We start from the raw sequence: 21437 nt of genomic DNA, 5'->3' as shown, positions 1-21437 counted from the left end.
CGATGCTTGGCAACTCTTAAAGGAAAATTCATGATCCCCGACTCGCTCAATCAACTGATTAAAAGCACTCAAGGACAGCAAACGACACAGTGGGAAGGCCGCGACGTGGTGCTTTTCAATATGCCTTGGGGCGAGTTGGTGGTTAGTCTCCAGGGCGCTCAAGTGCTGCACTTCTGCCCTGCTGGTGATACCGGCTGGTTATGGCTGACGCCTACGCCCCAGGCGCTGCCAGGCGCTATCCGGGGTGGTATTCCGCTCTGCTGGCCGTGGTTTGCCGACGAGCGCTATTCCGATGAGAGCCCCAACCACAACGGCCCTTTCCATGGCCTTGCACGCCATGCTGAGTGGCGTCTAGACGCTGTTGATGAGCACGCCGAGGGAATTGAGCTCCACCTCTCTCCAGCACAGCCCCTACATACACTGCTTACCGCGCGCCTGGTGGTACAAGCCAACGCCCAGCGCTTGAACGTTGAGCTGATTAGCGAAAACATCGGCGAAACGCCGATTAAAACCAGCGGTGCGCTGCATACCTATTTAGCCGTTGCCGATACCCACCAGTGTCGTCTGGAAGGCCTTTCCGGCGCGCGCTATCTTGACAAACTGCGCGACTTTGCGGAGAGCGAACAGCAAGGCACGTTGGCCGTTCAAGGCGCCGTTGACCGCATTTATCACACCAATGAAGCTGTGCTGCTCAACGATGGTGAGCGCAGCCTGCGCATCGGCAAGCAGTCCAGCGACTCCACGGTAGTGTGGCACCCCAACAACGACCTTCCCAGCGACACGCCCGTCGACGTAGCACGACATTTTATCTGCGTTGAAGCCGCCAATACACGCCTAGACCCAGTCTGGCTAGTGCCTGGCGCCCAGCACCTGTTAGGCACCACCCTCAGCCGCAGTTAATCTTCGGTTCATCAATGCTTTGCTATCATGTGCTCAATGGCATTAGAGCTAGGGAGATCCAATGGATCCGCAACAATGGCTAGAAGCCGCCACGCTGGCGTTTAATTTAATCGGTATGGTGGTGTGCTTAGTGGGCCTAACCTTGGCGCAGAAGATGACCCGGCGCTGGCCAGGCTACACACTGGCGGGGGTTGGCTTTTTGATCGCCACCCTACCGATGCTTTCGCAACTGGTATTAATGTTTAGCCAGTAAAGGCTAAGAGAGCCTGCCTGGCTTGGCCGATCGTCGCGAGAAGCGCGGATTTTGAGCCAAATTTATCGATCGATTGAGGCGAATAGCGTGCTATTTAACGAAATCGATCGAATAAAGTTGGCCAAAATACCGGGATTCGCAGTAGATCAGTGTTAAGTCAGACAGGCTCCTACAAAGGGATCGAAAGGATGCGCCAGCCGTTAAGTCGCGAACTGAGCAATTTATTAGAGCGTGGGCGAGATCGCCAGCTGCGCTTGGCGGTCACCGGCCTTTCCCAAGCGGGGAAAACCGCGTTTTTGACGTCGTTGGTCAATCAACTGCGTCATGCGGGCGTTGAGGCGCAGCTCGATTTGCTACCCGCTGCCCGGGAAGGCCGCTTGCTGGGTGCCCAGCGGCTTAACCAGCCCGACTTAGGCGTGCCACGGTTTCCCTACGACCCCGGCATGGCTGCACTACGCGATACGCCGCCGCGCTGGCCGGAGCCCACCCGCGGCATCAGCGAGTTACGCTTACAGCTGCGCTACCGCCCTGCCCGCAGCGGCTGGCTAACCCCTGAAATCGCCCACCTTACCCTGGATCTATTCGACTACCCCGGCGAGTGGCTGCTCGATTTGCCGCTGCTGCAGCACGACTTTTATAGCTGGAGCCAGGCCCAGGCGTTACACGAGGGCGAACAGCGCCGCAGCCTGTTTAGCGAATGGCTTGCCGCAGTAGAACAGCTCGACCCCGCTGGCGAAGCGGATGAAGCCCAGCTTGCTGCTCTTGCCGAGGAGTACGCTCAAGGCCTTCGCCGCGCCAAAAAGGCCGGTTTTTCCGACCTGCAGCCAGGGCGTTTTTTACTGCCCGGCGAACTGGAAGGTGCGCCGGTGCTGCAGTTTTTTCCGCTACCGCAGCTCGACGCCTCTCAACTCAACACCTCTAGAGAAACGCTGGAGGCACTGCCTGCCAATAGCCTTTACGCTACCCTGGCGGCGCGCTTTCGCTACTACCAGCAGCAAGTGGTCAAGCCCTTTTATCGCGATCACTTCCGCCGCTTTGACCGCCAGATTGTACTGGTGGACGTGCTGGGCGCGCTCAATGCCGGGCCAGAACGCTTTGAAGACCTTTCCAGCGCGCTACGCCAGTTAATGCACAGCTTCGATTATGGCCAACGCAGCCTACTTACGCGCCTCTTCGCACCTAGAATTGACCGCCTGGCGATTGCCGCCACCAAAGCCGATCACGTCACTCCCGATCAACACGGCCACTTGGTACAGCTGTTGGAGGCCCTGCTGGCAGAGCCTCTCAAAGACCTTCGTTTTGCCAACGTGCCGGTTAAAGCGCTCTCGCTGGCGGCCATTCGTGCCACTGAAGCCCGTGAGGTGATCCATGAGGGTAAGCGTTCACCTGCACTGCGAGGCACCACACTAGAGGGGGAAGAGGTGCTGGTTTACCCCGGCGATGTGCCCGCCCGGCTGCCCGCTGCCGATTTCTGGCAGCAGCAGGGCTTCGACTTCCCCGGCTTTCGCCCGATGCCAACCAGCTCAGAAGCGTTGGATCATATCCGCATGGACGCCGCCATCGACTGGCTGATTGGAGATAAACTGACATGACCACCCCACAGCCACGCCGCCACTTCACGCTGGATGACCAGCCTGAAAAGGCCGCTGATGCAGAGACAGTCCTACGTCAGCGCGAAGCCTTTGCTGGCGCCAGCGAGCATCATCCATTAGCGCCCCTTCCCGAAGATAAAGCGCTGCCTGCTGCCAGTTTAGGTGCGCCGCGTAAACGCCGCTGGGGGCTGCTATTTGCCCTGGTGGGTGGTGCCGGGCTAGGCACGGCAGAACTGGTCACCGGCATTCCTGATGCGATGGCTCAGTCGCAGTGGCTAGCCATGGCCTGGCAGCTGTTCGGGGTCAGCCTGATTGGCTTGGGCGGCCTCTCCCTGCTCAAAGAGGTGGGCCGTTTGCGCCGTCTCAAGCGCCACGACAAACTGCGCGGCGATCTGGCCGAGCTGCCGCTACGCTCGCCCAAGCAGGCCCGGGCCATGGCCGAGCAGTTGAGGCGCCAACTTAAGCTCGCCGACGATGACCCGCACTGGCTAGCCTTTCAGCGCGCTTGCCAACCCCACCATAGTGGTGAGGAGATCCAGACGCTGTTGCGTTACCACCTGCTAGCGCCGCGTGACCGCGAGGCCCAGCGCCTGATTACGCGTATGTCCGGTGAAACCGCCATCATGGTCGCCATCAGCCCGCTAACACTGGTGGATATGGCGCTGGTGGCCTGGCGCAGCCTGGCGATGGTGGATCGACTCTGCCGCCTTTATGGGCTTGAGCTGGGCTACGCCAGCCGCCTGCGGCTGTTTCGTAACGTGCTGCACAACATGGCTTTTGCCGGTGCCAGCGAACTGGCCACCGACGCCAGTATGGATATGCTCTCGCTGGATTTAGCCAGCCGCCTTTCCGCCCGTGCGGGTCAAGGCCTCGCCACCGGGCTGCTTAGCGCGCGCCTTGGGTTACGCGCCCAGCGGCTCTGTCGTCCGGTGCCCTTCACTGCCGATGAGCAGCCCAAAATCGCCGATCTACGCCAAGACCTGTGGCGGCAAATCAAACGGCTCGATAAAGAAAAGGTGCCGCAGAATCGCTAAAGGGTTAAACGGCGGCACCCCTCCTTTTCGGCCACAAAATGGGATTCAACGCTGTTTATCCTCATGATGGGGGTTTGACATGGCATCTTCCACTGAGGAGACGTAGTGTATGAACCATCCCAATGATCCTGAGTCGCCTTCGGTAACGAGCGACATGCAGACCGACTATGTCGTCGGCCAGGACAATATCAAGGGGCAGCTTGGGCCCATCGGTTTCGACATCCACAACCGCGTTTTTGTGGTATCCGCGCTTGCTTCCGCTATCTTCATCGTCCTCACCCTGCTGTTTCCAGAGCGAGCGGGGAGCACTTTTCAGTCCATTGTTGCCTTCTCGACGGGAACGTTGGACTGGTATTTCATGATTCTGGTCGACTTCTTTATTCTGTTCTGCTTAGCGCTGGTGGTTCTGCCTTATGGCTCAGTCAGGCTGGGCGGGGCCGATGCGCGACCGGATCACAGCTATCTCTCCTGGTTCGCCATGCTGTTCACCGCGGGAATCGGCATCGGCCTGCTGTTCTTCGGCGTACTCGAACCGGTTTATCACGCCAATGTCTCGCTGCCTCTGGGCATCGCATCCCCCTTCGGCGCCGATGGCGAACTGAACTCAGCGGCTATTGATGATGCCAGCGCCATGGGCCTGGCGGGTACCTATCTACACTGGGGTATCCATGGCTGGGCGGTGTATGTGGTGATGGCGCTAGCGCTGGGCCTGTTTACCTATAACAAGGGCCTGCCATTCTCTATTCGCTCGGCGTTCTTTCCCATTCTCGGTGAGCGTGTCTGGGGCTGGTGGGGCCATGTGATCGATATCCTGGCGGTGTTTTCCACCCTCTTCGGGCTGGCCACCTCACTTGGGCTTGGGGCACAGCAGGCTAATGCGGGGATGAACTTTGTCTTCGGCCTGGAAGTAAGTACCTTGACCCAGGTCATCGTCATCATTCTGGTGACGGCGGTGGCGCTGGTGTCGGTTTGGCGCGGTCTTGAGGGCGGCTTGAAGAAGCTCTCAGAGATCAACATGATCCTGGCCGTTCTGTTCTTCTTTTTTGTGCTTTTCGCTGGCCCTACTCTGCTGGCCATGGCGGGTTTCTGGTCGGGACTTACCACCTATGTCACGGACTTTATTCCTCTGTCCGCGCCCTTTGGTCGTGAGGATGATGCCTACCGCCAGTCCTGGACGATTTTCTACTGGGCTTGGTGGATTAGCTGGGCACCTTTTGTGGGGATGTTTATCGCTCGGGTATCCCGGGGCCGCACGGTGCGTGAGTTTATACTCTGCGTGTTGCTGGTTCCCAGTCTGTTTATCTTTATCTGGATGGGCGTCTTTGGCTCAACCGCCCTTGAACAGCTCTATGCTGACCCGGTGGGCAGCCTGGTTAAAGAGTATGTAATCGACAACTACAGACCCGAGCTTTCGCTGTTCGGCATGCTGAACGAACTACCGTTGACGGGCCTGATGTCGACCTTGGGTATCGTCCTGGCGCTGATCTTCTTTGTCACCTCCTCGGATTCCGGCTCCCTGGTCATCGATACCATCACCGCCGGTGGTAAAATCGATGCTCCGCGGCCACAGCGTATGTTCTGGGCGGTCGTCGAGGGCCTCATCGCGATTGTGCTGCTGATCGGTGGTGGTCTGACCGCCCTTCAGGCAGGTGTTACCGCCACCGCTATTCCGTTCTCGATTGTGATGCTGCTGATGTGCTACTCGATCATCAAGGCGCTCAATGGCGAGCTGCGGCTTATTCGTAAGTGATACCTGCAGTTGAAATCTTTAGGCAACTACAAAAGAGGCCCCCTGCTGAAACCAGCAGGGGGCCTACTATTTCACAACAGGTTCAAGTCAAACCGCTTACGCAATACGCTGTTCGGTCTCGGCATCAAATAGAATCGCTCTGCCCATATCAACACGTAGCGATAAGCGCTCCCCTGCAACCACTGCGCATTTAGGCCCAACACGGGCGGTAACTTCCTGTTCGCCCAGGGGTAAACGCAGCAAGATATCCGCCCCGGTAGGTTCTACCACCGCCACACTGGCGCTCAGCAGCGTTCCTTCGGCTTGGGACGTTAACCGCTCATCCTCTTCGCTGAAGTGCTCTGGGCGTAGGCCAAGAATGACCGGCTGGTTAAGCCGTTCGGCCATATCTGGGGCGATGCGCTCCTCCGGCCAGGGTAGCACCAGCTCATCCTCACCTGGCGTGGCAATCCTCAGTTGATACCCACCGTTATCGTCCTCCAGTGTGGCGCGAATGAAGTTCATCGACGGCGAGCCCATAAAGCCAGCCACAAACATATCCACCGGGTTGTTGTAGACCTCATCCGGCGAGCCGAGCTGCAGAATATGGCCATCGCGCATCACCGCAATGCAGTCGGCCAGGGTCATGGCTTCGACCTGGTCGTGGGTGACGTACACAATGGTGGTGCCCAGGCGCTGGTGGAGCTTTTTGATCTCGGTGCGCATATCCACGCGCAGTTTGGCATCCAGATTAGAGAGCGGTTCGTCAAACAGGTACACCTTTGGCTCCCGAGCCAACGCACGTCCCATGGCTACACGCTGACGCTGCCCGCCGGAGAGCTGTGCAGGCTTGCGTTCCAGCAGGTGGGTAATTTGCAGTAGATCGGCTACCCGCTCCACCGCGGCTTCCCGCTCGGCTTTGGGCACCTTGCGCATCTCCAGCCCGAAGCTGATGTTCTGGCGTACAGTCATGCTGGGGTAAAGCGCGTAGGACTGAAATACCATGGCGATATCCCGATCCGCGGGGGTGCGCCAGGTTACGTCTTCACCATCGATATAAATATTGCCGGACGTCACTGGCTCAAGCCCGGCAATGGCGTTCATCAGCGTGGACTTACCGCAGCCTGACGGCCCAACCAGAATCAAAAACTCGCCGGAATCGATGGAGATACTAACGTCTTTGAGCACCCGCTCGCTGCCAAACTCTTTACGCACGTTGTGGATTTCTAACGCTGCCATAATGAAAATCCTATTCTAAAGCGACTGACAAACTCCATTCATCTGGGTTGGCCAGAAGCAGCCCTCCGCGGGGGCGCTGTGAACCCATCCCTGGGCGCTACTTTCGCCATCCCTGGCGAAAGACCCCCGCTACGGGCTGCTTCTGACCTTCTAGAAATGGTTGCCACTCACCTAGTTGTTATTAGCCTTTAACGGAACCGGCTGTCAGCCCGCGTACGAAGTATTTTCCCGCCAGCACGTACACCACCAGAGTGGGCAGCGCGGCAATCATCGCCGCCGCCATATCCACGTTGTACTCGCGAACGCCGGTGGAGGTATTCACTAGGTTGTTTAGCGCCACGGTAACGGGCTGGGTGTTGTGGGCTGAAAACGCCACGCCAAACAGGAAGTCGTTCCAGATTTGGGTGAACTGCCAAATCACTGAGACGACAATAATCGGAGCCGAAACCGGTAGTAGAATGCGCCAGAAGATGCGGAAAAAGCCCGCGCCATCCAACTTCGCCGCCGATACCAGCTCGTTGGGGATACCCACGTAGAAGTTGCGGAAAAACAGCGTGGTGAAAGCGATGCCAAAGACCACGTGAACCAGAATCAACCCGGCGCGGGAGCTGGAGATCCCCAGCCAGCCGAGGGTTTGCGCCATGGGCAACAGCACCACCTGGAAAGGAATAAAACAGCCAAACAGCATTAGCGCGAAGACTAATTCAGAGCCTTTGAAGCGCCATTTGGTCAGCGCATAGCCGTTAAGGGCTCCGATAGTGGTTGAGATCAGCACCGCTGGAATCACAATCGCAAAGGAGTTCCAGAAGTAGCCGCCAACGCCATCGCAGCGCATGCCGGTACAGGCTTCACCCCAGGCTTTTGTCCACGGCGCGAAAGTGGGATTTTGCGGAAACGAGAGCAGCGACCCGGCACTGATTTCGCTCAGCGGCTTCACCGAGGTCATCAGCATGACCACCAGCGGTAGAATATAGAACAGCGCGGCGAGTATCAGCACGCCATAGAGCAGGCCACGGCCCAGCCGCGCAGCGGGCGTCTGACGACGAATCACATTAGCCATGCTTGCGGCTCCTTAATTCGGAGTAGAGATAAGGAATCAAAATCGCCAACACGCCGCCCAACATCAGCATGGCGCTGGCAGAGCCCAAACCTATCTGCGCCCGGGTAAAGGCGTGGGCGTACATAAAGGTGGCGGGTAAATCGGTGGCATAGCCAGGCCCACCGCCGGTGAGCGCAACGACCAGGTCAAAGCTCTTAATGGCAATATGGGCCAAAATCATCACCGCGCTAAACACGACTGGGCGCAGGCAGGGCATCACTACGCGCCAATAAATGCGCGGCAGGCTAGCGCCATCTAGTTGCGCCGCTTTGATAATGCTGTCATCGATACCCCGTAAGCCAGCTAAAAACAGCGCCATCACAAAGCCTGACGCCTGCCATACGGCGGCAATCACCAGGGTATAAATCGCCATATCAGGATCGACAATCCAGTCAAAGCGAAACGACTCAAAGCCCCAGCCTTGAACCATCGCTTGAATGCCCAGCTGCGGGTTGAGTAGCCACTTCCACACTACCCCGGTAACAATAAATGACAGCGCCATGGGGTAAAGATAGATCGTACGCAGCGCGCCCTCTTGGCGAATTTTCTGATCAAGCAGTATCGCCAGCAGCGAGCCAATCGCCAGGCAAATCACCACGAACAGCACGCCAAAAATCATCAGGTTGGTCGAGGCGACCCACCAGCGCTCATTGGCCATCAGGCGTGCGTACTGACCAAAGCCGACAAAGTCATAGCTGGGCAGCATGCGCGAGCTGGTTAGCGAGAGTACGAACGTCCACAGCATGAAGCCGTAAACAAAGAACAGCGAAATTGCCACCGACGGTGCCAGCACCAGGCGAGGCAGCCACGCCTGCAAACCGCCGGATGGCGTCGACCGCTTAGCGCCAGCCCCTAAAGGCGTCGCAGAGGTATTTTTCATGGGGAGGGAATCTCTCATGGAGAAGTATCCTTGCCAAGCAACGAAGGCGCCGCCGTTGCAGCGGCGCCTGAAGAACGCTAACGCTAGAAAAGCCTAGAAAGAGGCCGCTTCGGCAGCGCTCACCATACGTTCTGCCGCTTCTTCAGCAGGCATATCGGCGTCGTTGAAGTAGTTGGTAACCACATCAAAAATGGCACCCTGTATATCCGCACGTACGGCCATACCGTGAGCCATACTGGGCACTAGGCCACCCTCTTCAGCGGTGCGCTGGAAATCAGCCAACGACTGCTGGGCACAGCTATCGAATTCGCTCATGTCCAGATCAGGCCGCGCAGGAATCGAGCCTTTGGCAAGGTTAAACGCTTCCTGGAAAGTAGGCTCAAGCACCAGGCGGGCTAACGCTTGCTGCGCTTCGCGCTCCTCGTCGTCGCTGACCCGGAACATGGCCAGACTATCGATATTGAAGGTGAACGCATCTTCGGTGCCCGGCGCTGCGGCACAGAGGTAATCTTCCCCGGCGGTCAGTCCGGCCGCAGTGAACTCCCCTTTGGCCCAATCGCCCATCAGCTGAAACCCAGCCACTCCTTCAATCACCATTGCCGTGGCAACATTCCAGTCACGCCCGGGCATGCCTTCATCCATCAGCTCGCGGGTACGCTTGAAGTCCTCAAGGGCATCGATCATTTGTTCGCCGCCCAGGGCTTCAGGGTCTAGTTCTACCAATGCCTGCTGATAAAACTCGCTACCCTGACCACCTAACAGTACGCTTTCGAAGACCGTAGCGTCCTGCCAGGATTGGCCGCCATGAGCCAGCGGTACGAAGCCCGCTTCTCGGATAGCCTCACCTGCCTCGAATAGTTCATCCAGCGTGGTGGGCATCTCTACCCCTGCCGCTTCGAGCACTTCGGGGTTGGCCCACAGCCAGTTTACCCGGTGCACGTTGACGGGTACCGCCACGTATTTGCCGTCGTGACGCATGATATCGGCCACGACTTCCGGCAGCAGTTCATCCCAACCTTCCGCATCGGCAACGCCGTTCAGGTCACCGAGCAAGCCAAGCTCACCCCACTCCTGAATTTCGGGGCCTTTGATTTGAGCTGCAGAGGGTGGGTTGCCCGACATGGCACGAGATTTAAGCACCGTCATGGCGGTTTCACCGCCGCCGCCTGCCACTGCAAAGTCCTGCCAACCGTAGCCTTCAGCTTCCATTAACTCTTTAAGCACGTTGGCAGCGCGAGCTTCACCACCGGAAGTCCACCAGTGCAGCACTTCAACTTCATTCGCTTGAGCGGTGGTGGCTAGCGTGGCACCTGCCAGAGCAAGCGCGAGGGTCGTCTTCTTAAGCGTCGACATGGAGTAACTCCTTATATTGTTATTGTCCTCTCGGACGTTCGACATCCAAGAGGTTACGCCAAGGCAAGCGTCAACGGGAGTTACCGAGTACTGCATAGTGTTGGGGTTTTATTACAAACCTGTAATAGTTTCCTGGCGGGGTAGCGAGAGAGTCACCACCAGCCCACCATCAGCATGGTTGGCGAGCGTGATATCGCCGCCATGGGCACGGGCAATATGCCGGGCAATGCCCAGCCCGAGGCCGCTACCACCCGTGTGTCGACTGCGTGAGGGCTCCAGGCGCACAAAGGGCGAAAACACCCGCCCCAATTGCTCTTCAGGTATACCTGGGCCGTGGTCACGAATACGCATGGTGACCGCGTTACCGTGATCTATTAGCTGCACATCGGCCTGCTTGCCATAGAACACCGCGTTCTCAAGCAGGTTTGCCAGGCAGCGTTTAAGCGCTACCGGTTTGACAATCAGCGGCGCGATAAGAGAACCACTTTTAATCTCGATAGTGACCTTACCACCCTGAAGGCTAAGCTCTTCGGCCAGCTCTTCGAGCAGGTGCGTTAGATCAACGGGCGCGGGTTCCTCATGCAGGTCTAAGCCTTTTACCGAGGCCAAGGCACCTTTAACCAAGCTATCCAGCTCATCCAATGAGGCGCAAAAACGCTCGCGCTGATAGTCGTCATCGAGCATCTCAGCGCGCAGGCGCATGCGGGTTAAGGGGGTCTTTAAATCATGGGAAATCGCTGAAAACAGCCGTTCGCGCTCCTCAATCTGCTCACGAATACGCCGCTGCATACGATTGAACGCCGCGGCGGTGGCGGCCACTTCTTTGGGGCCACTCTCCCGTAGTGGCGGCATATCCAAATCATCGCCCAACTGATTCGCTGCCCGTGAAAGCCGCGCCAGTGGCCGGGTCACGCTGGTAATACCCAATAGAGAAAGCGCCAGCACACTCAGCAGCACCAGTAACCCGACCAGCAAACGCTCTTCAGAAAGCCAGCGATAACCGCTGAAAATATCGGGTACGCCCAGCAGCGTGGCAACATAGAGCCAGGTGCCTGGGGCAAGCTCCAGTTGGACCACTAAAATCGGCGGCGAGAGTGGCTCCATCAGCAGGCTGTGCTGCCCCCAGCGGGGCGGTAGGTCGTAAAGCAGTACTTCGTTATTGAGCACACGCAGGTTTTCCGGGCGGGAGAACTCGACAATCACGTCGTCGATATTGAGCTGCTGGGTGAGCACCGAGCGCACATTGTTCACCACCACCTGTTTTTCCGGCCCGGAGCCGATATCGTCGATGGCCAGCCTGCGTTCGTTGACGCTAACAAAAAAGCGCGTGCCACCCATATTACGCAGCTGATCGAGCACAATATGGCGGTAATCAACGGGCAGTGAGCGGAAAAACTTCATGGTGGAGGCGATGCTAAACGCCATATTGGTGGACAGCTCATCAAGCTGTGCCAAGTGGCTGGAGCGCACCTGGGAAGTCCAGATGGCGTAGCTGGCCCCTTGGGCGACAAGCACTCCGGCGATCATGATGATCACGAAGCGCCCGCGCAGCGACGCCGGCAGCCAGCGGGCAGCTCGTCGGGATAAGCGTCGACGAATGGTTGCCCACTCCACGCGTCTCACGTTAATGCATCTACTTGGGCGGTTAACACATAGCCTGCCCCGCGCACCGTTCGAATCAACTGCGAGTGCTGGGCATCTTCACCCAGCCGTTGGCGCAGGCGGCAAACGTGGACATCAATGGAGCGATCAAGCGGCGGCGCGTCCCGCCCACGGGTAAGCGCGTATAGATCATCCCGAGTGAGCACCTTCGCCGGATGCTCTAAAAACACCTGCAATAGCTGAAAATCAGCCCCTGAAAGCGCGGCGCGCTCGCCCTGCAGGTCAATCAACTCGCGGGTCATGCGGTCGAGTTGCCAATTACCAAAACTGACCCAGCGCGCCTGCCCCGCAGGCAACTCTGGTGGAGCACTGCGGGTGCGTCGCAATACCGCTTTGACGCGCGCCAGCAATTCGCGGGGATTAAACGGCTTGCCCAAGTAGTCATCAGCACCCAGCTCCAGACCAAGAATGCGGTCGGTCTCATCGGCACTGGCGGTAAGCATGATTATCGGCACATCGCTGTGCTTTCGGACGTCACGGCAGATGGTAAAGCCGTCGTCACCGGGGAGCATTAAATCGACAATCAGCAAGTCGGGGGCGTGTTCTGCACGCAACGAATGCAGCGCTTGGGCACCGTCCGCTGTGAATACCCGATAGCCATGGCGCCCCAGGTAGTCCGCGAGCAGTTCACAAATCTCTGGGTCATCGTCGACCACAATCAAAGTAGCAGGGGTTGTCGTCATCTCAGCGGGTTCAGCCCTACGCTATTGTCGTTATTGGGCCTTGATGATGGTCGAGGAAACTGTGCACCTCAAGCCCCCTTCGACTAATGATGAAATCACCTGTGGCTACGCTATTTCTGTGTATTAATAAGAATGCTAACAAAAAAATACAATATTTACTTAATGCTTTTGTTTGCTTAGCCGATTAATAATGTAGATATAGAGCAATAACCAGCGCTTTCGTCACTATCATCGGCCACATATTGATAGCGATTAAGCAAAGCCACAAGGAGGTATTGCAATGACAATCGGTATCGGGCCATCCACTCCGGTAACCTCTCAATCTACATCGGGTAGCCGCACTCAGGGCGTATTAACAACAGGAACCGAAAAAGGCGAAAGCACGACATCGTCCTCTGGTTCATCGAAGCCATCAAGCCAACTTTCCACTTTGGCTCAGCAGTTAAGCGATAGTGCCCTGCGTGCCGAAGAGCGTGATGCCAGCCTGGATCGTAAAGCGTTAGGGCAAAAAGCCGATGCACTGCTCCAGCCAATAACTCGGGACTTTCATCTTCACCGTGCAAAATATGACGCTGAAGTACCTAACACCGATGATCCCGAGCTATTAGATAGAGCAAAACAAGCCACCTCCTTTGTCAGCGGAAGGGGCAGCAACCCCTTTAGCGGCCTGTCGCAAGATCAGCTTGCACTGATTATTTATGATGATAGCGGCACGTTTACGGCTAATGAGCGAAAAGCCGCCTGGAAAGAAGAGTATGACCAGGAAACAGCAAGGAGATTAGCGGTTATAGCTCGAGGTAAATTGGAGTATGAACAAACCGGCAAGATGACAGAATTCTTCAAAGAAGTGCTGGGTAATTACAACGAGCTGCCCCCTATCATGCAGGCACAATATCCCGACTTCTATGCCCCACGCCTTGAGCACCTGATCGAGATGGACTTCAACTTTATAACCCACCGCGCCGAAGGCAAAGGGGCACCTGAAGATATTTTTGACATACTGATGTCAAGTGACGACTTCGCCAACCTTGGTAAACGCTTTGCTAACTCAACGGTTAGTTGAAAAGAGATAATAGTAAATGCGAAGCAATTCTAGCGCTGAGGAAGATATTTCACGCGAAGCGCTCATGGCCGACGCCAAAGCTCTCCCTCAACAGCTTAATCAAAGTCTGCTTGAGGCTTTTATTGGCAAGAACGATGAAAAACCCACTGAACGTAGCTTTATAATGAAATTGTTTGATTGGCTGAAACCACCAGCGAATAAATAAAGCGTAACGTCAGTTTTTGAACAGCTCATCAAGGGAGTTGGCGGTCAAGATCGCTCCAGACCACTCATCCAACTGCGCAGGCGTTGCTTGCTCCAGCCGCTGTTCTGCCCAAACAGGCAGCTCGCCAAATTTTAGGCCAAGCTGTTGAGCTGCTTCAGATTGACCTCAGCCCCAAGTCGCTGCAAGTGACGAAATTAAGAGCCACTAATTAATACGTAACCCTACAGCCCAAAGCGCTTTTTCAGCCATTGGGCAACGGCGGCTTCGCCATGGTGACCGATACGCTCAGCCCCGGTGACACGGTCAAATAGTGCCGGGTGAGCATTGCCCATTACCTGGGCCTCCCCGGCTAAATCGAGCATTTCGGTGTCGTTAAGATTATCGCCAAACGCTAGGCAATCGGCGGGCGTTAATCCTAACCGTTCCAGCAGTGATGACAGCGCCACGCCTTTGTTGACCCCACCGGCCATGATTTCCAGAGAATCAATCGTGGAGTAGGTGATATGAAACCCGTCGCCGTGGGCGTCTTGCGCCTGGGCTTCTAGCTGTTTTAGCGCATTTGGGTCGCCTAGATAGAGCACTTTGCCTACACCGTTAGTGTCCATTTGCGCGGGCGGCACAACTTCATAGCCAAAACCGGTAGAAGCGTGAAGTGATAATAAGTGCGGGGCCTCTGAATCAATATGCCAGCCGCTTTCGCGATAAAGGTTAAGCCGTACTTGAGGCGGGCGCGGCAGATTGATCAGCGTCTTTGCATGTTCAGGCTCAAGGTGATTAGCCGCCAGCAGAGTATCTTCGGGGTCATGAACATAGGCGCCGTTGGTGCTGATCAAGTGCGCAGGAATGTCCAACTGATCACGAAAGACCTTCATATCGTGGTAGTGGCGACCCGAGGCGAGCGCGACATGATGACCTTGCTTCACCAATGCTCTTAGCACCTCGATGGTGCTCTCGTGCAGGGTGTGGTCGCTTCCTAATAGGGTTCCATCCAGGTCAGAAACAATTAAGCGAGGTGTCATAGCGCGCTCCGTGAGTATGAATATTCAGCTTAACCGATTCCCTTGAGCGCATGTAAGCCTTTGACTCGCCATTACCAAAGCCAACATCAGGGCCAACATCGCATAGCGACAATTGGCGCAGCCTGCGGGAATCCGTATAGTGGCACCCTAACTCTCGCCAACTGATTGAGCTCATGCTTCAGAACAACGCCATGCTTGCCCAGCTCAAGCAACAGATTCGTCAAACCACCCCCCGCGCTGAAGGGGTGATCAAAGCTACTGACAAAGGTTTCGGGTTTCTCGAAACCGACGACGGTGAATCCTATTTCGTGCCGCCGCCCGCCATGAAGCAGGTGATCCACGGTGATCGCGTGGAAGGCGTGATTCACGAGAACGGTGACAAAAAGTCCATTGAGCCGGAAAAGCTGATTGAAGCGGGTCTTGATCGGTTTGTCGCCCGCGTGCAGAAGCGCGAAGGCCGCCTGTCCGTCGTACCCGACCATCCGTCGATTAAAAATGTGATCAAGGCACGGATTAAGAACAGCCTTGATGAGGACACCATTGCTGACGGCGACTGGGTCGTTGCCCGCTTGGTACGCCATCCGCTAAAAGCCGATGACCGCGCTTTCTTTGCCCAGATTGATGAGCTGGTCGCCAAAAGCGACGACCCAGCGGTGCCGTGGCGCGTCACACTTGCACGCCATGCGTTGGAGCAAGAGTGCCCCGATGCGGGCACCGACTGGCCGCTGATCGATGAAGGCCTGACTCGCGAAGATTTAACGTCCACGCCCTTCTTCACCATTGATGGTGAGAAGACCCGCGATATGGATGATGCGCTGCACGTGGCTACCCGTGCGGAAGGCGGCTGGCGGTTGAGCGTAGCGATTGCCGACCCCACCGCTTATGTGGAAGAGGGCCATGCGGCTGATTTAGAAGCCCGCACTCGCGCCTTTACCGTTTACCTGCCCGGCCAAAACGTCACTATGCTGCCAGAGCAGCTAGCAGATGATCTCTGCTCGTTGTGGGAAGGCAAGGAGCGCCCCGCGCTGGCCTGTACGCTGGATATTAATGCTGACGGCAGCATGGGCGATTACCGCTTTTTTGCGGCGAACGTTAAATCTCACGCCAAGCTCGTTTACGACAACGTCTCCGACTGGATCGAAGGTCAAGGCGACTGGGCACCCGCGGATGAGATCGCCGAACAGCTTACTGCGCTGCGTGATTTGACCGAAGCGCGTACCGCTTGGCGCAATGAACACGCGCTGGTGTTTAAAGACCGCCCCGACTACGTGTTTGATCTCGATCCCGCCGGTAACGTATTGGCGGTGCGCACCGAAGAGCGCCGCATTGCCAACCGCATGATCGAAGAGTCGATGATTGTGGCCAACGCCTGCTGCGCGGACTTCCTGGCCCAGCATATCGGCCACGGTATCTTTAACGTGCACCGTGCTTTCGAGCCGGAAAAAGCCGAAGCCGCCCAGGAGTTCCTGGCAGGTCAGGAGATCGTGGTTGAGCGCGAAGCGCTCACCGAGCTTGCCCGCTACACCGAGCTTAAGCGTGCGCTGGAAAGCCGCGATGACGCCTGGCTGGATGCGCGCCTGCGGCGCTTCCAGGGTTTTACCAGCATGTCGGCCCAGCCCGGCCCTCACTTTGGCCTGGGCCTAGCCGCCTACGCTACCTGGACGTCGCCAATTCGTAAGTATGGCGATATGGTCAACCACCGCCTGATCAAACGCGTGTTGAAAGGCGAACAGGCCCCCGCCGAAGCGACCCAGCAGCTCACCGAGCAGTTGACGGAACGCCGCCGCTTGAACCGTATGGCCGAGCGCGACGTGAAAGACTGGCTCTACGTGCGTTACCTAACGCCCGCTGCGCAGAACCAGGATACGTTTGAGGCCGAAATCATGGCCATCAACCGTGGCGGCATGCGCGTTCGTCTGGTGGAAAACGGCGCAACGGCGTTTGTACCCGCGCCCTTGATGCACAGTGACCGTAGCAAAGTGGTCATTGACGATAAAGAGGGCCGTATCCAGATCGAGGGCGAAGAGCGTTACAAGCTTGGTGATCCGTTACGCGTAGTGCTCACCGAAGCGCGTGAAGAGACCCGCTCGCTGGTGGCAAAGCCCACTGATTGATGGGTCATCACTAGCTAGATATTACCTAAAGGGGCAGCAATCACGCTGCCCCTTTTTTAGTGTGTTTGATATCTGGATTCGCTACTAGCTATTGGCAAGTGGTCAAAAAAGCACTTCGTTTCGCTCACTGATTAAGGGCCAGCTAGCGTCTTTTTCAGACACCACCGTGGGTGGAATCGGCCACTCAATCGCGAGACGTTCATCGTTATAGCGCAAACCACTTTCAGCCTCGGGATGATAGGCAGCCGAGACCAGATAGCTGACTTCAACATCGTCGGTCAGCGTCTGAAAGGAGTGCGCAAAGCCTGGCGGTACATACAGCTGGTGCCGGTTTGCATCGGTTAATTCAAATAACTGATGGTGCAAGTAGGTTTCCGAGTTTTTACGGATATCCACGATAATATCGACAATCGCGCCTCGAATGCAGCGCACCAGTTTAGCTTCGGCATGGGGCTGCCGCTGATAATGCAACCCCCTTAAGGTGCCTCGCTGAGCAGAAAAGGAGGTATTCTGCTGCACAAAATCACTCAGCAGGCCATGGTGCTCAAACTCCGCATGGCACATGGTACGGGCAAAAAAACCGCGCTCATCACCATGTGGTTCAAGTTCTATCAGGCGGGCATCCTTGAGGTTCGTTTGATGAAAATGCATGTCTTACTCCGTGAAAGTAGCAGCGACACCAGACGTCAATTCCAGGGCAAACATGGCTTCCTGTTCGGCATAAAGACGGTCGATCAGCCGCCCTGGCGGTATACGCACATCATCAAAGGTCAGCGCCGCATCCTTTTCCACATGGCCCACCACCTGACAGCCCAGCGCTAGCCCGATAGGCAACAGCCGTTCCCTGCGTATTACCTCAATGTTTTCCGCCACACCATAGACTTCAAAACCGCCGAGTTCTTCTATTGTTCCCCCCTCTCGCAACGCTTTTTTGGCTATGGCGATAACGCCCACCCTCGGGCCCTCTAAGGGGGATAACACTGGATCACGGAAAAGCACGGCACGGGCAACGGACGTGGGCACTTCGAAATGGCAAAGGTGGTAGGGCGTTGTGAAGCAGTAATATGGCCCCTCGCCCAACTTGTAGAGTTCGAGATAGTGGCGCTGGCGGGGGCTATCAATCGTCCCGAGCACAAATACGCCCGGCCCTGGCTGCGCTCCAACAACATAATCAACCAAACCCGGTTCCTCTGGGTTCAAGTAGGGCTCAAATGCCGACACCGCCTGTTCGATGGGCAGTAAAGGGCCACCGGCTACGCCACCGGAGAAATCAGGGCCCAACATACCGCGTTGCGCCACTTGCATACCGGTGCCGTTGGCGACGATCGCCTGTTCGAACGATATCTTGGTGCCATCAGCAAAAGAGGCCACCATTGCCGGCTTTTGCCCCCAGCGTTTAGCAAAGCTCTCCTGGGTAGCCGGATTGCGATATGGGTCATGCAAGCCTTTAATGTTGCCACACAGTACCGGCTTAATGCCTAGCCCGGCGACGAACCGATAGAGATTCATCTGTACACCAGGCTGGTCGCCATCAGCAAAGCTGTAGACAACCCCTGCCGCATCGGCTTTCACTTTCAAGATGGGGCCGATCGTGCCGTCGAGTTCCGCGTTCATTTGAATGACGTCTTTACCACTTTCCAGCGCCGCCAGGACGGCATGCGCCGCGAACTCCAACGAGCCAGTGACTTCAATAATTGCATCCAATCCCTCTGCGCGTGCCAGTGCCACGGCATCCTCGATGACTGCCGGTCGCCCAGCCGCAATCGCCGCTTCAAGTTCCTGCTGAGTCTCGCAGGCGACTGGCTCAATCCCGGTTTGCTGGAAGACTTTGATCGCTGCATCCAAATGACGATTGGCAATCGCACAAAGGCGCATCCCGGGCGTAGCGGTCATAATCTGCAGACCGATACCGCCCGCTTGGAACCCCGCCCCGACCATCCCCACTCGAATGGGATTACCCTGCGCCTCTCGTTGGGCAAGCGCCGTATCAACAATAATCATTGATGGTTCATTCCTTCCAGAGCTTCCAGGGGGCGCCTTCTGCCCAGGCGGTCTCGAGTACCATTCTGTCTCTCAGCGTATCCATGCTTTGCCAGTACCCGTTATGATGGAAGTAGCCCAATTTCCCCAGCTCGATCATCCGGTTCATGGGCTCGTTTTCCCATACGGTCTGGCTATCGTCGATCGTCTCGAACACTTCTGGATTACAGACGAAGAAGCCGCCATTGATCAGCCCTCCATCTATTTCGCCCTTTTCACGAAAGCCCTCTACCTGGCTGTTGCCCTCTTTCAAACGCAGGGCACCGTAGCGGCCCGGCTGCGTTACTGCCGTCAGGGTGCACCAATTTTTCGAGGCCAGATGTGAGTCGATCAAGGCATTGATATTCAGATCACTCAACCCATCGCCATAGGTCAAACAGAAAGGCTCATCTGCCAGGAGGGACATTGCCTTCTTGAGACGCCCTCCGGTCATGGCATCGGCGCCTGTATCCAGCACAGTGATTTTCCAATCATCATTAACGCTCTGAAGCCAGTCGACGTTACCTGTCTTCAGATCGATGGTGTAATCGGTTCGATTGCCGCGATAATTGAGGAAATAGTCACGGATGTACTCCACCTTATAGCCACCCAGGACGATAAACTCCTTTAAGCCATGATGGGCGTACATCTTCATGATATGCCAAAGGATCGGCCGACCACCCACTTCCACCATGGGCTTGGGGCGAATGGCTGTTTCTTCACTTAAGCGCGTTCCGAACCCTCCCGCGAAAATTGCGACTTTCATAGTCTAGCCTCCGTTTCAGGCCTCAAGGTTAATGTGGGTAGCAGCAGACAAAGCACTCGGGGTGACTGCATCACACATTTGCCAGCGCAGGTTTTCAGATAGACGGTGCGCAGTGATATGTGCCTGCAGCGCATGCAGACGCATATAGCGCGAGGCTCGGAACTGGGTATCGGAAAACTCCATGCTTTTGAGCCCATTGATCAATCCCATGATCGAATCTATTAGCGTCATTTGTGGTTGGTGCTCAGGTGCCAACTTGGCAAACAGGCTGAAATCCACTTGGTAGGAGCGACTGTCCGCCGGGGCTTGGGTATTGATACTCAGCGTGGTGCCGGGAACGGCTTTGGCCACTGCAGTGGCTAAGTCTCGCACTTGATGATTGCGTTCGTTCGATCCGGTATTGATATTGAGTATGCGCCCGCCGTTTTCAGGCTTGCGCTGTACTGCCCAATCGACAGCTCTGGCCATATCGGAGACGTCGATCAAGGGCCGCCAGGGAGACCCATCGCTAAGCACGGTAATATGCTGCTGACTTAGGGCACAGGCAACGAAATCATTGAGCACCAGATCCAGCCGTAAACGCTCTGACATTCCGCAAGCAGTCGCAAAGCGTAAACTGGTAATCACCATGTCGCCCCCAATGCCGGCTAACGCTTCTTCAGCTGCTATTTTCGAGCAGGCATAGGCGGTAACGGGAGCCACGGGATCCAACTCACTGCGCGGAGCCCCTAAAGCGATGCCATAAATGCTGCAACTTGAGGCAAAAACGAAGTTTTCCACCCCCGCCTGAGCCGCTGCCTTGGCAATCTCAACCGTCGCCTGCTGATTGACCTCAGCTGTCACTGCGGCGAAACGGTCTCCCATGGGGTCATTGGAAATCGCCGCCAGTTGAACTACAGCCGTATAACCTTCAAAAAAATCAGCCGGAATATCTCGCACATCCCCCATAAACTGCTGGTCGAGATAGCGCTCAGGAAGAAGTTCGGCATTCGTCAAACAGTGTGCGAAGTAGGCAGTGTCATACCCATGAAGAGTGGCGGATGGGTGACGTAAGGCTAGCTCCCGCACCACAACGGAGCCAACATAGCCCATGTTCCCTATGACCAAGATTTTCAAAATACCACCTCGCCATTATCGTCAATTAAACGAGTTTCCCTACGCTCTTATTTTCAAGCTTATTTAATTCCGATGTTTTTATTCATGCCTACTTGTTGCATTGCATATTTCTGGACTAAAAAGTGTATAGCAGGTAACACAAGGATACTTTAAAGCAATAAAAAAATTGCCACTTCCCAATCAGAAACACTTAAGCCGGACAATGTGACTACTGCTTATATAAGTAAAAATCACATGTAAACTAACAACACTACACTCCAGCACTAGATTTTTAATGTATTAAAAAATCAATGTATTATGATCTTTATAATTAAATTTCTTCCGGTAGCCCTCATGAAAAGCCACACATCCACACATATTACAATAAGAAACATAAAAATTACCAAAGATTACATTTTAAAGATAAGTGACACCGCTTTTACTGTCAAGAATAGAGGCGGGTTAAAAATCTAGTCTGCAGTACTATTTTTTTTCATGTAATAAAGCAAAAAAAAGAGTGCTTTTTTCAAACATTGCTTTTTATTTCTCTATATACTTTTTATAAAATCTGCCATCAATCAGTCTTACTAGCAGCTCACCCAGCCTATGATAAAGCCTCGGCGTTGATGCCAGTGGTGTTTGTTCCCATTGACTACGGCAGAGGAGTGATTGATGACAAAAAAGAGCGTACCCAGACCGAAGAATTAGAGTGTTATACGCTTGTCAGTTCGC

General features: G+C 55.7%; 19 protein-coding genes. 8 read left to right on the top strand and 11 right to left on the bottom strand.

Going from position 1 to position 21437, the window contains the following annotated elements; all coding sequences use genetic code 11:
- Positions 1-30: 30 nt before the first annotated feature.
- The 5 genes from E0L35_RS07685 (at position 31) to E0L35_RS07665 (ending at position 5529) form a co-directional block, all read left to right on the top strand.
- Positions 31-900, top strand: coding sequence for a D-hexose-6-phosphate mutarotase (locus E0L35_RS07685; RefSeq protein ID WP_022520444.1), 870 nt, complete (start codon positions 31-33; stop codon positions 898-900).
- Positions 901-961: 61 nt separating this feature from the next.
- Entirely contained in the window at positions 962-1153 is a 192-nt protein-coding gene (locus tag E0L35_RS07680; RefSeq protein WP_022520445.1) for a hypothetical protein, read from the top strand.
- A gap of 188 nt (positions 1154-1341) precedes the next feature.
- Positions 1342-2745, top strand: a complete 1404-nt coding sequence (locus tag E0L35_RS07675; protein WP_138799964.1) for a YcjX family protein — start codon at positions 1342-1344, stop codon at positions 2743-2745.
- Positions 2742-3779: a TIGR01620 family protein gene (locus E0L35_RS07670; protein ID WP_138799963.1), complete on the top strand. Its 1038-nt coding sequence runs from the start codon at positions 2742-2744 to the stop codon at positions 3777-3779. The genes E0L35_RS07675 and E0L35_RS07670 overlap by 4 nt, the downstream gene beginning before the upstream one ends.
- Positions 3780-3888: 109 nt before the next feature.
- Positions 3889-5529, top strand: a complete 1641-nt coding sequence (locus E0L35_RS07665; RefSeq protein WP_138799962.1) for a BCCT family transporter — start codon at positions 3889-3891, stop codon at positions 5527-5529.
- Between the two features lie 96 nt (positions 5530-5625).
- Here E0L35_RS07665 and E0L35_RS07660 read toward each other — a convergent pair whose 3' ends face one another.
- From E0L35_RS07660 to E0L35_RS07635, 6 genes are all read right to left on the bottom strand, one after another.
- The gene (locus tag E0L35_RS07660; RefSeq protein WP_022520449.1) at positions 5626-6747 is read right to left on the bottom strand and encodes an ABC transporter ATP-binding protein; all 1122 of its coding nucleotides are present in this window, start codon (positions 6745-6747) and stop codon (positions 5626-5628) included.
- 181 nt (positions 6748-6928) lie between these two features.
- A complete protein-coding gene (locus tag E0L35_RS07655) occupies positions 6929-7807 on the bottom strand; it encodes a carbohydrate ABC transporter permease (protein WP_009287309.1) in 879 nt (292 codons plus the stop codon).
- The gene (locus E0L35_RS07650; protein ID WP_041157867.1) at positions 7800-8726 is read right to left on the bottom strand and encodes a sugar ABC transporter permease; all 927 of its coding nucleotides are present in this window, start codon (positions 8724-8726) and stop codon (positions 7800-7802) included. Before E0L35_RS07650 ends, E0L35_RS07655 begins: the two co-directional genes overlap by 8 nt.
- A 93-nt stretch (positions 8727-8819) precedes the next feature.
- The gene (locus E0L35_RS07645) at positions 8820-10079 is read right to left on the bottom strand and encodes an ABC transporter substrate-binding protein (RefSeq protein WP_022520451.1); all 1260 of its coding nucleotides are present in this window, start codon (positions 10077-10079) and stop codon (positions 8820-8822) included.
- A gap of 111 nt (positions 10080-10190) precedes the next feature.
- Positions 10191-11702 (bottom strand): ATP-binding protein, encoded by a 1512-nt coding sequence (locus E0L35_RS07640; protein WP_022520452.1) that lies wholly within the window; start codon positions 11700-11702, stop codon positions 10191-10193.
- Positions 11699-12424: a response regulator gene (locus tag E0L35_RS07635; protein ID WP_009287305.1), complete on the bottom strand. Its 726-nt coding sequence runs from the start codon at positions 12422-12424 to the stop codon at positions 11699-11701. The genes E0L35_RS07640 and E0L35_RS07635 overlap by 4 nt, the downstream gene beginning before the upstream one ends.
- A 280-nt stretch (positions 12425-12704) precedes the next feature.
- Between E0L35_RS07635 and E0L35_RS07630 the strand changes: the two genes are divergently transcribed.
- Entirely contained in the window at positions 12705-13487 is a 783-nt protein-coding gene (locus tag E0L35_RS07630; protein WP_022520453.1) for a hypothetical protein, read from the top strand.
- A 64-nt stretch (positions 13488-13551) separates the two neighbouring features.
- Positions 13552-13692, top strand: a complete 141-nt coding sequence (locus E0L35_RS26250; RefSeq protein ID WP_158414233.1) for a hypothetical protein — start codon at positions 13552-13554, stop codon at positions 13690-13692.
- A 221-nt stretch (positions 13693-13913) separates the two neighbouring features.
- Here the strand turns inward: E0L35_RS26250 and E0L35_RS07625 are convergent, their stop codons facing one another.
- A complete protein-coding gene (locus E0L35_RS07625) occupies positions 13914-14711 on the bottom strand; it encodes a Cof-type HAD-IIB family hydrolase (RefSeq protein WP_022520455.1) in 798 nt (265 codons plus the stop codon).
- 173 nt (positions 14712-14884) lie between these two features.
- Here E0L35_RS07625 and E0L35_RS07620 point away from each other — a divergent pair, with 173 nt between their 5' ends.
- Positions 14885-16825, top strand: a complete 1941-nt coding sequence (locus E0L35_RS07620; RefSeq protein ID WP_022520456.1) for an exoribonuclease II — start codon at positions 14885-14887, stop codon at positions 16823-16825.
- A gap of 102 nt (positions 16826-16927) precedes the next feature.
- Here the strand turns inward: E0L35_RS07620 and rfbC are convergent, their stop codons facing one another.
- The 4 genes from rfbC to E0L35_RS07600 are packed head-to-tail and all read right to left on the bottom strand — an operon-like array spanning position 16928 to position 20726.
- On the bottom strand, positions 16928-17476 hold the full coding sequence (gene rfbC / locus E0L35_RS07615; protein WP_022520457.1) for a dTDP-4-dehydrorhamnose 3,5-epimerase: 549 nt from the start codon (positions 17474-17476) through the stop codon (positions 16928-16930).
- A gap of 3 nt (positions 17477-17479) precedes the next feature.
- Positions 17480-18826: an SAF domain gene (locus E0L35_RS07610; RefSeq protein WP_022520458.1), complete on the bottom strand. Its 1347-nt coding sequence runs from the start codon at positions 18824-18826 to the stop codon at positions 17480-17482.
- Positions 18827-18833: 7 nt separating this feature from the next.
- Positions 18834-19610 carry a glucose-1-phosphate cytidylyltransferase gene (gene rfbF / locus E0L35_RS07605; protein ID WP_009287302.1) on the bottom strand — a complete coding sequence of 259 codons (777 nt, stop codon included), beginning with the start codon at positions 19608-19610 and terminating at the stop codon, positions 18834-18836.
- A gap of 15 nt (positions 19611-19625) precedes the next feature.
- The gene (locus tag E0L35_RS07600; protein ID WP_022520459.1) at positions 19626-20726 is read right to left on the bottom strand and encodes an SDR family oxidoreductase; all 1101 of its coding nucleotides are present in this window, start codon (positions 20724-20726) and stop codon (positions 19626-19628) included.
- Positions 20727-21437: the final 711 nt, after the last annotated feature.

The sequence above is a fragment of the Halomonas sp. ATBC28 genome (assembly GCF_005937175.1).
In the GTDB taxonomy this organism is placed as follows: Bacteria; Pseudomonadota; Gammaproteobacteria; order Pseudomonadales; family Halomonadaceae; genus Vreelandella; species Vreelandella titanicae.
Note: the sequence above shows the minus strand (reverse complement) of the source record. Positions and strands in the feature narration are given on the sequence as shown.

Coding starts and splice junctions, on each gene's coding strand:
- E0L35_RS07685 (WP_022520444.1), top strand. CDS start 31: ATGATCCCCGACTCGCTCAATCAACTGATTAAAAGCACTCAAGGACAG.
- E0L35_RS07680 (WP_022520445.1), top strand. CDS start 962: ATGGATCCGCAACAATGGCTAGAAGCCGCCACGCTGGCGTTTAATTTA.
- E0L35_RS07675 (WP_138799964.1), top strand. CDS start 1,342: ATGCGCCAGCCGTTAAGTCGCGAACTGAGCAATTTATTAGAGCGTGGG.
- E0L35_RS07670 (WP_138799963.1), top strand. CDS start 2,742: ATGACCACCCCACAGCCACGCCGCCACTTCACGCTGGATGACCAGCCT.
- E0L35_RS07665 (WP_138799962.1), top strand. CDS start 3,889: ATGAACCATCCCAATGATCCTGAGTCGCCTTCGGTAACGAGCGACATG.
- E0L35_RS07660 (WP_022520449.1), bottom strand. CDS start 6,747: ATGGCAGCGTTAGAAATCCACAACGTGCGTAAAGAGTTTGGCAGCGAG.
- E0L35_RS07655 (WP_009287309.1), bottom strand. CDS start 7,807: ATGGCTAATGTGATTCGTCGTCAGACGCCCGCTGCGCGGCTGGGCCGT.
- E0L35_RS07650 (WP_041157867.1), bottom strand. CDS start 8,726: ATGAAAAATACCTCTGCGACGCCTTTAGGGGCTGGCGCTAAGCGGTCG.
- E0L35_RS07645 (WP_022520451.1), bottom strand. CDS start 10,079: ATGTCGACGCTTAAGAAGACGACCCTCGCGCTTGCTCTGGCAGGTGCC.
- E0L35_RS07635 (WP_009287305.1), bottom strand. CDS start 12,424: ATGACGACAACCCCTGCTACTTTGATTGTGGTCGACGATGACCCAGAG.
- E0L35_RS07630 (WP_022520453.1), top strand. CDS start 12,705: ATGACAATCGGTATCGGGCCATCCACTCCGGTAACCTCTCAATCTACA.
- E0L35_RS26250 (WP_158414233.1), top strand. CDS start 13,552: ATGGCCGACGCCAAAGCTCTCCCTCAACAGCTTAATCAAAGTCTGCTT.
- E0L35_RS07625 (WP_022520455.1), bottom strand. CDS start 14,711: ATGACACCTCGCTTAATTGTTTCTGACCTGGATGGAACCCTATTAGGA.
- E0L35_RS07620 (WP_022520456.1), top strand. CDS start 14,885: ATGCTTCAGAACAACGCCATGCTTGCCCAGCTCAAGCAACAGATTCGT.
- rfbC (WP_022520457.1), bottom strand. CDS start 17,476: ATGCATTTTCATCAAACGAACCTCAAGGATGCCCGCCTGATAGAACTT.
- E0L35_RS07610 (WP_022520458.1), bottom strand. CDS start 18,826: ATGATTATTGTTGATACGGCGCTTGCCCAACGAGAGGCGCAGGGTAAT.
- rfbF (WP_009287302.1), bottom strand. CDS start 19,610: ATGAAAGTCGCAATTTTCGCGGGAGGGTTCGGAACGCGCTTAAGTGAA.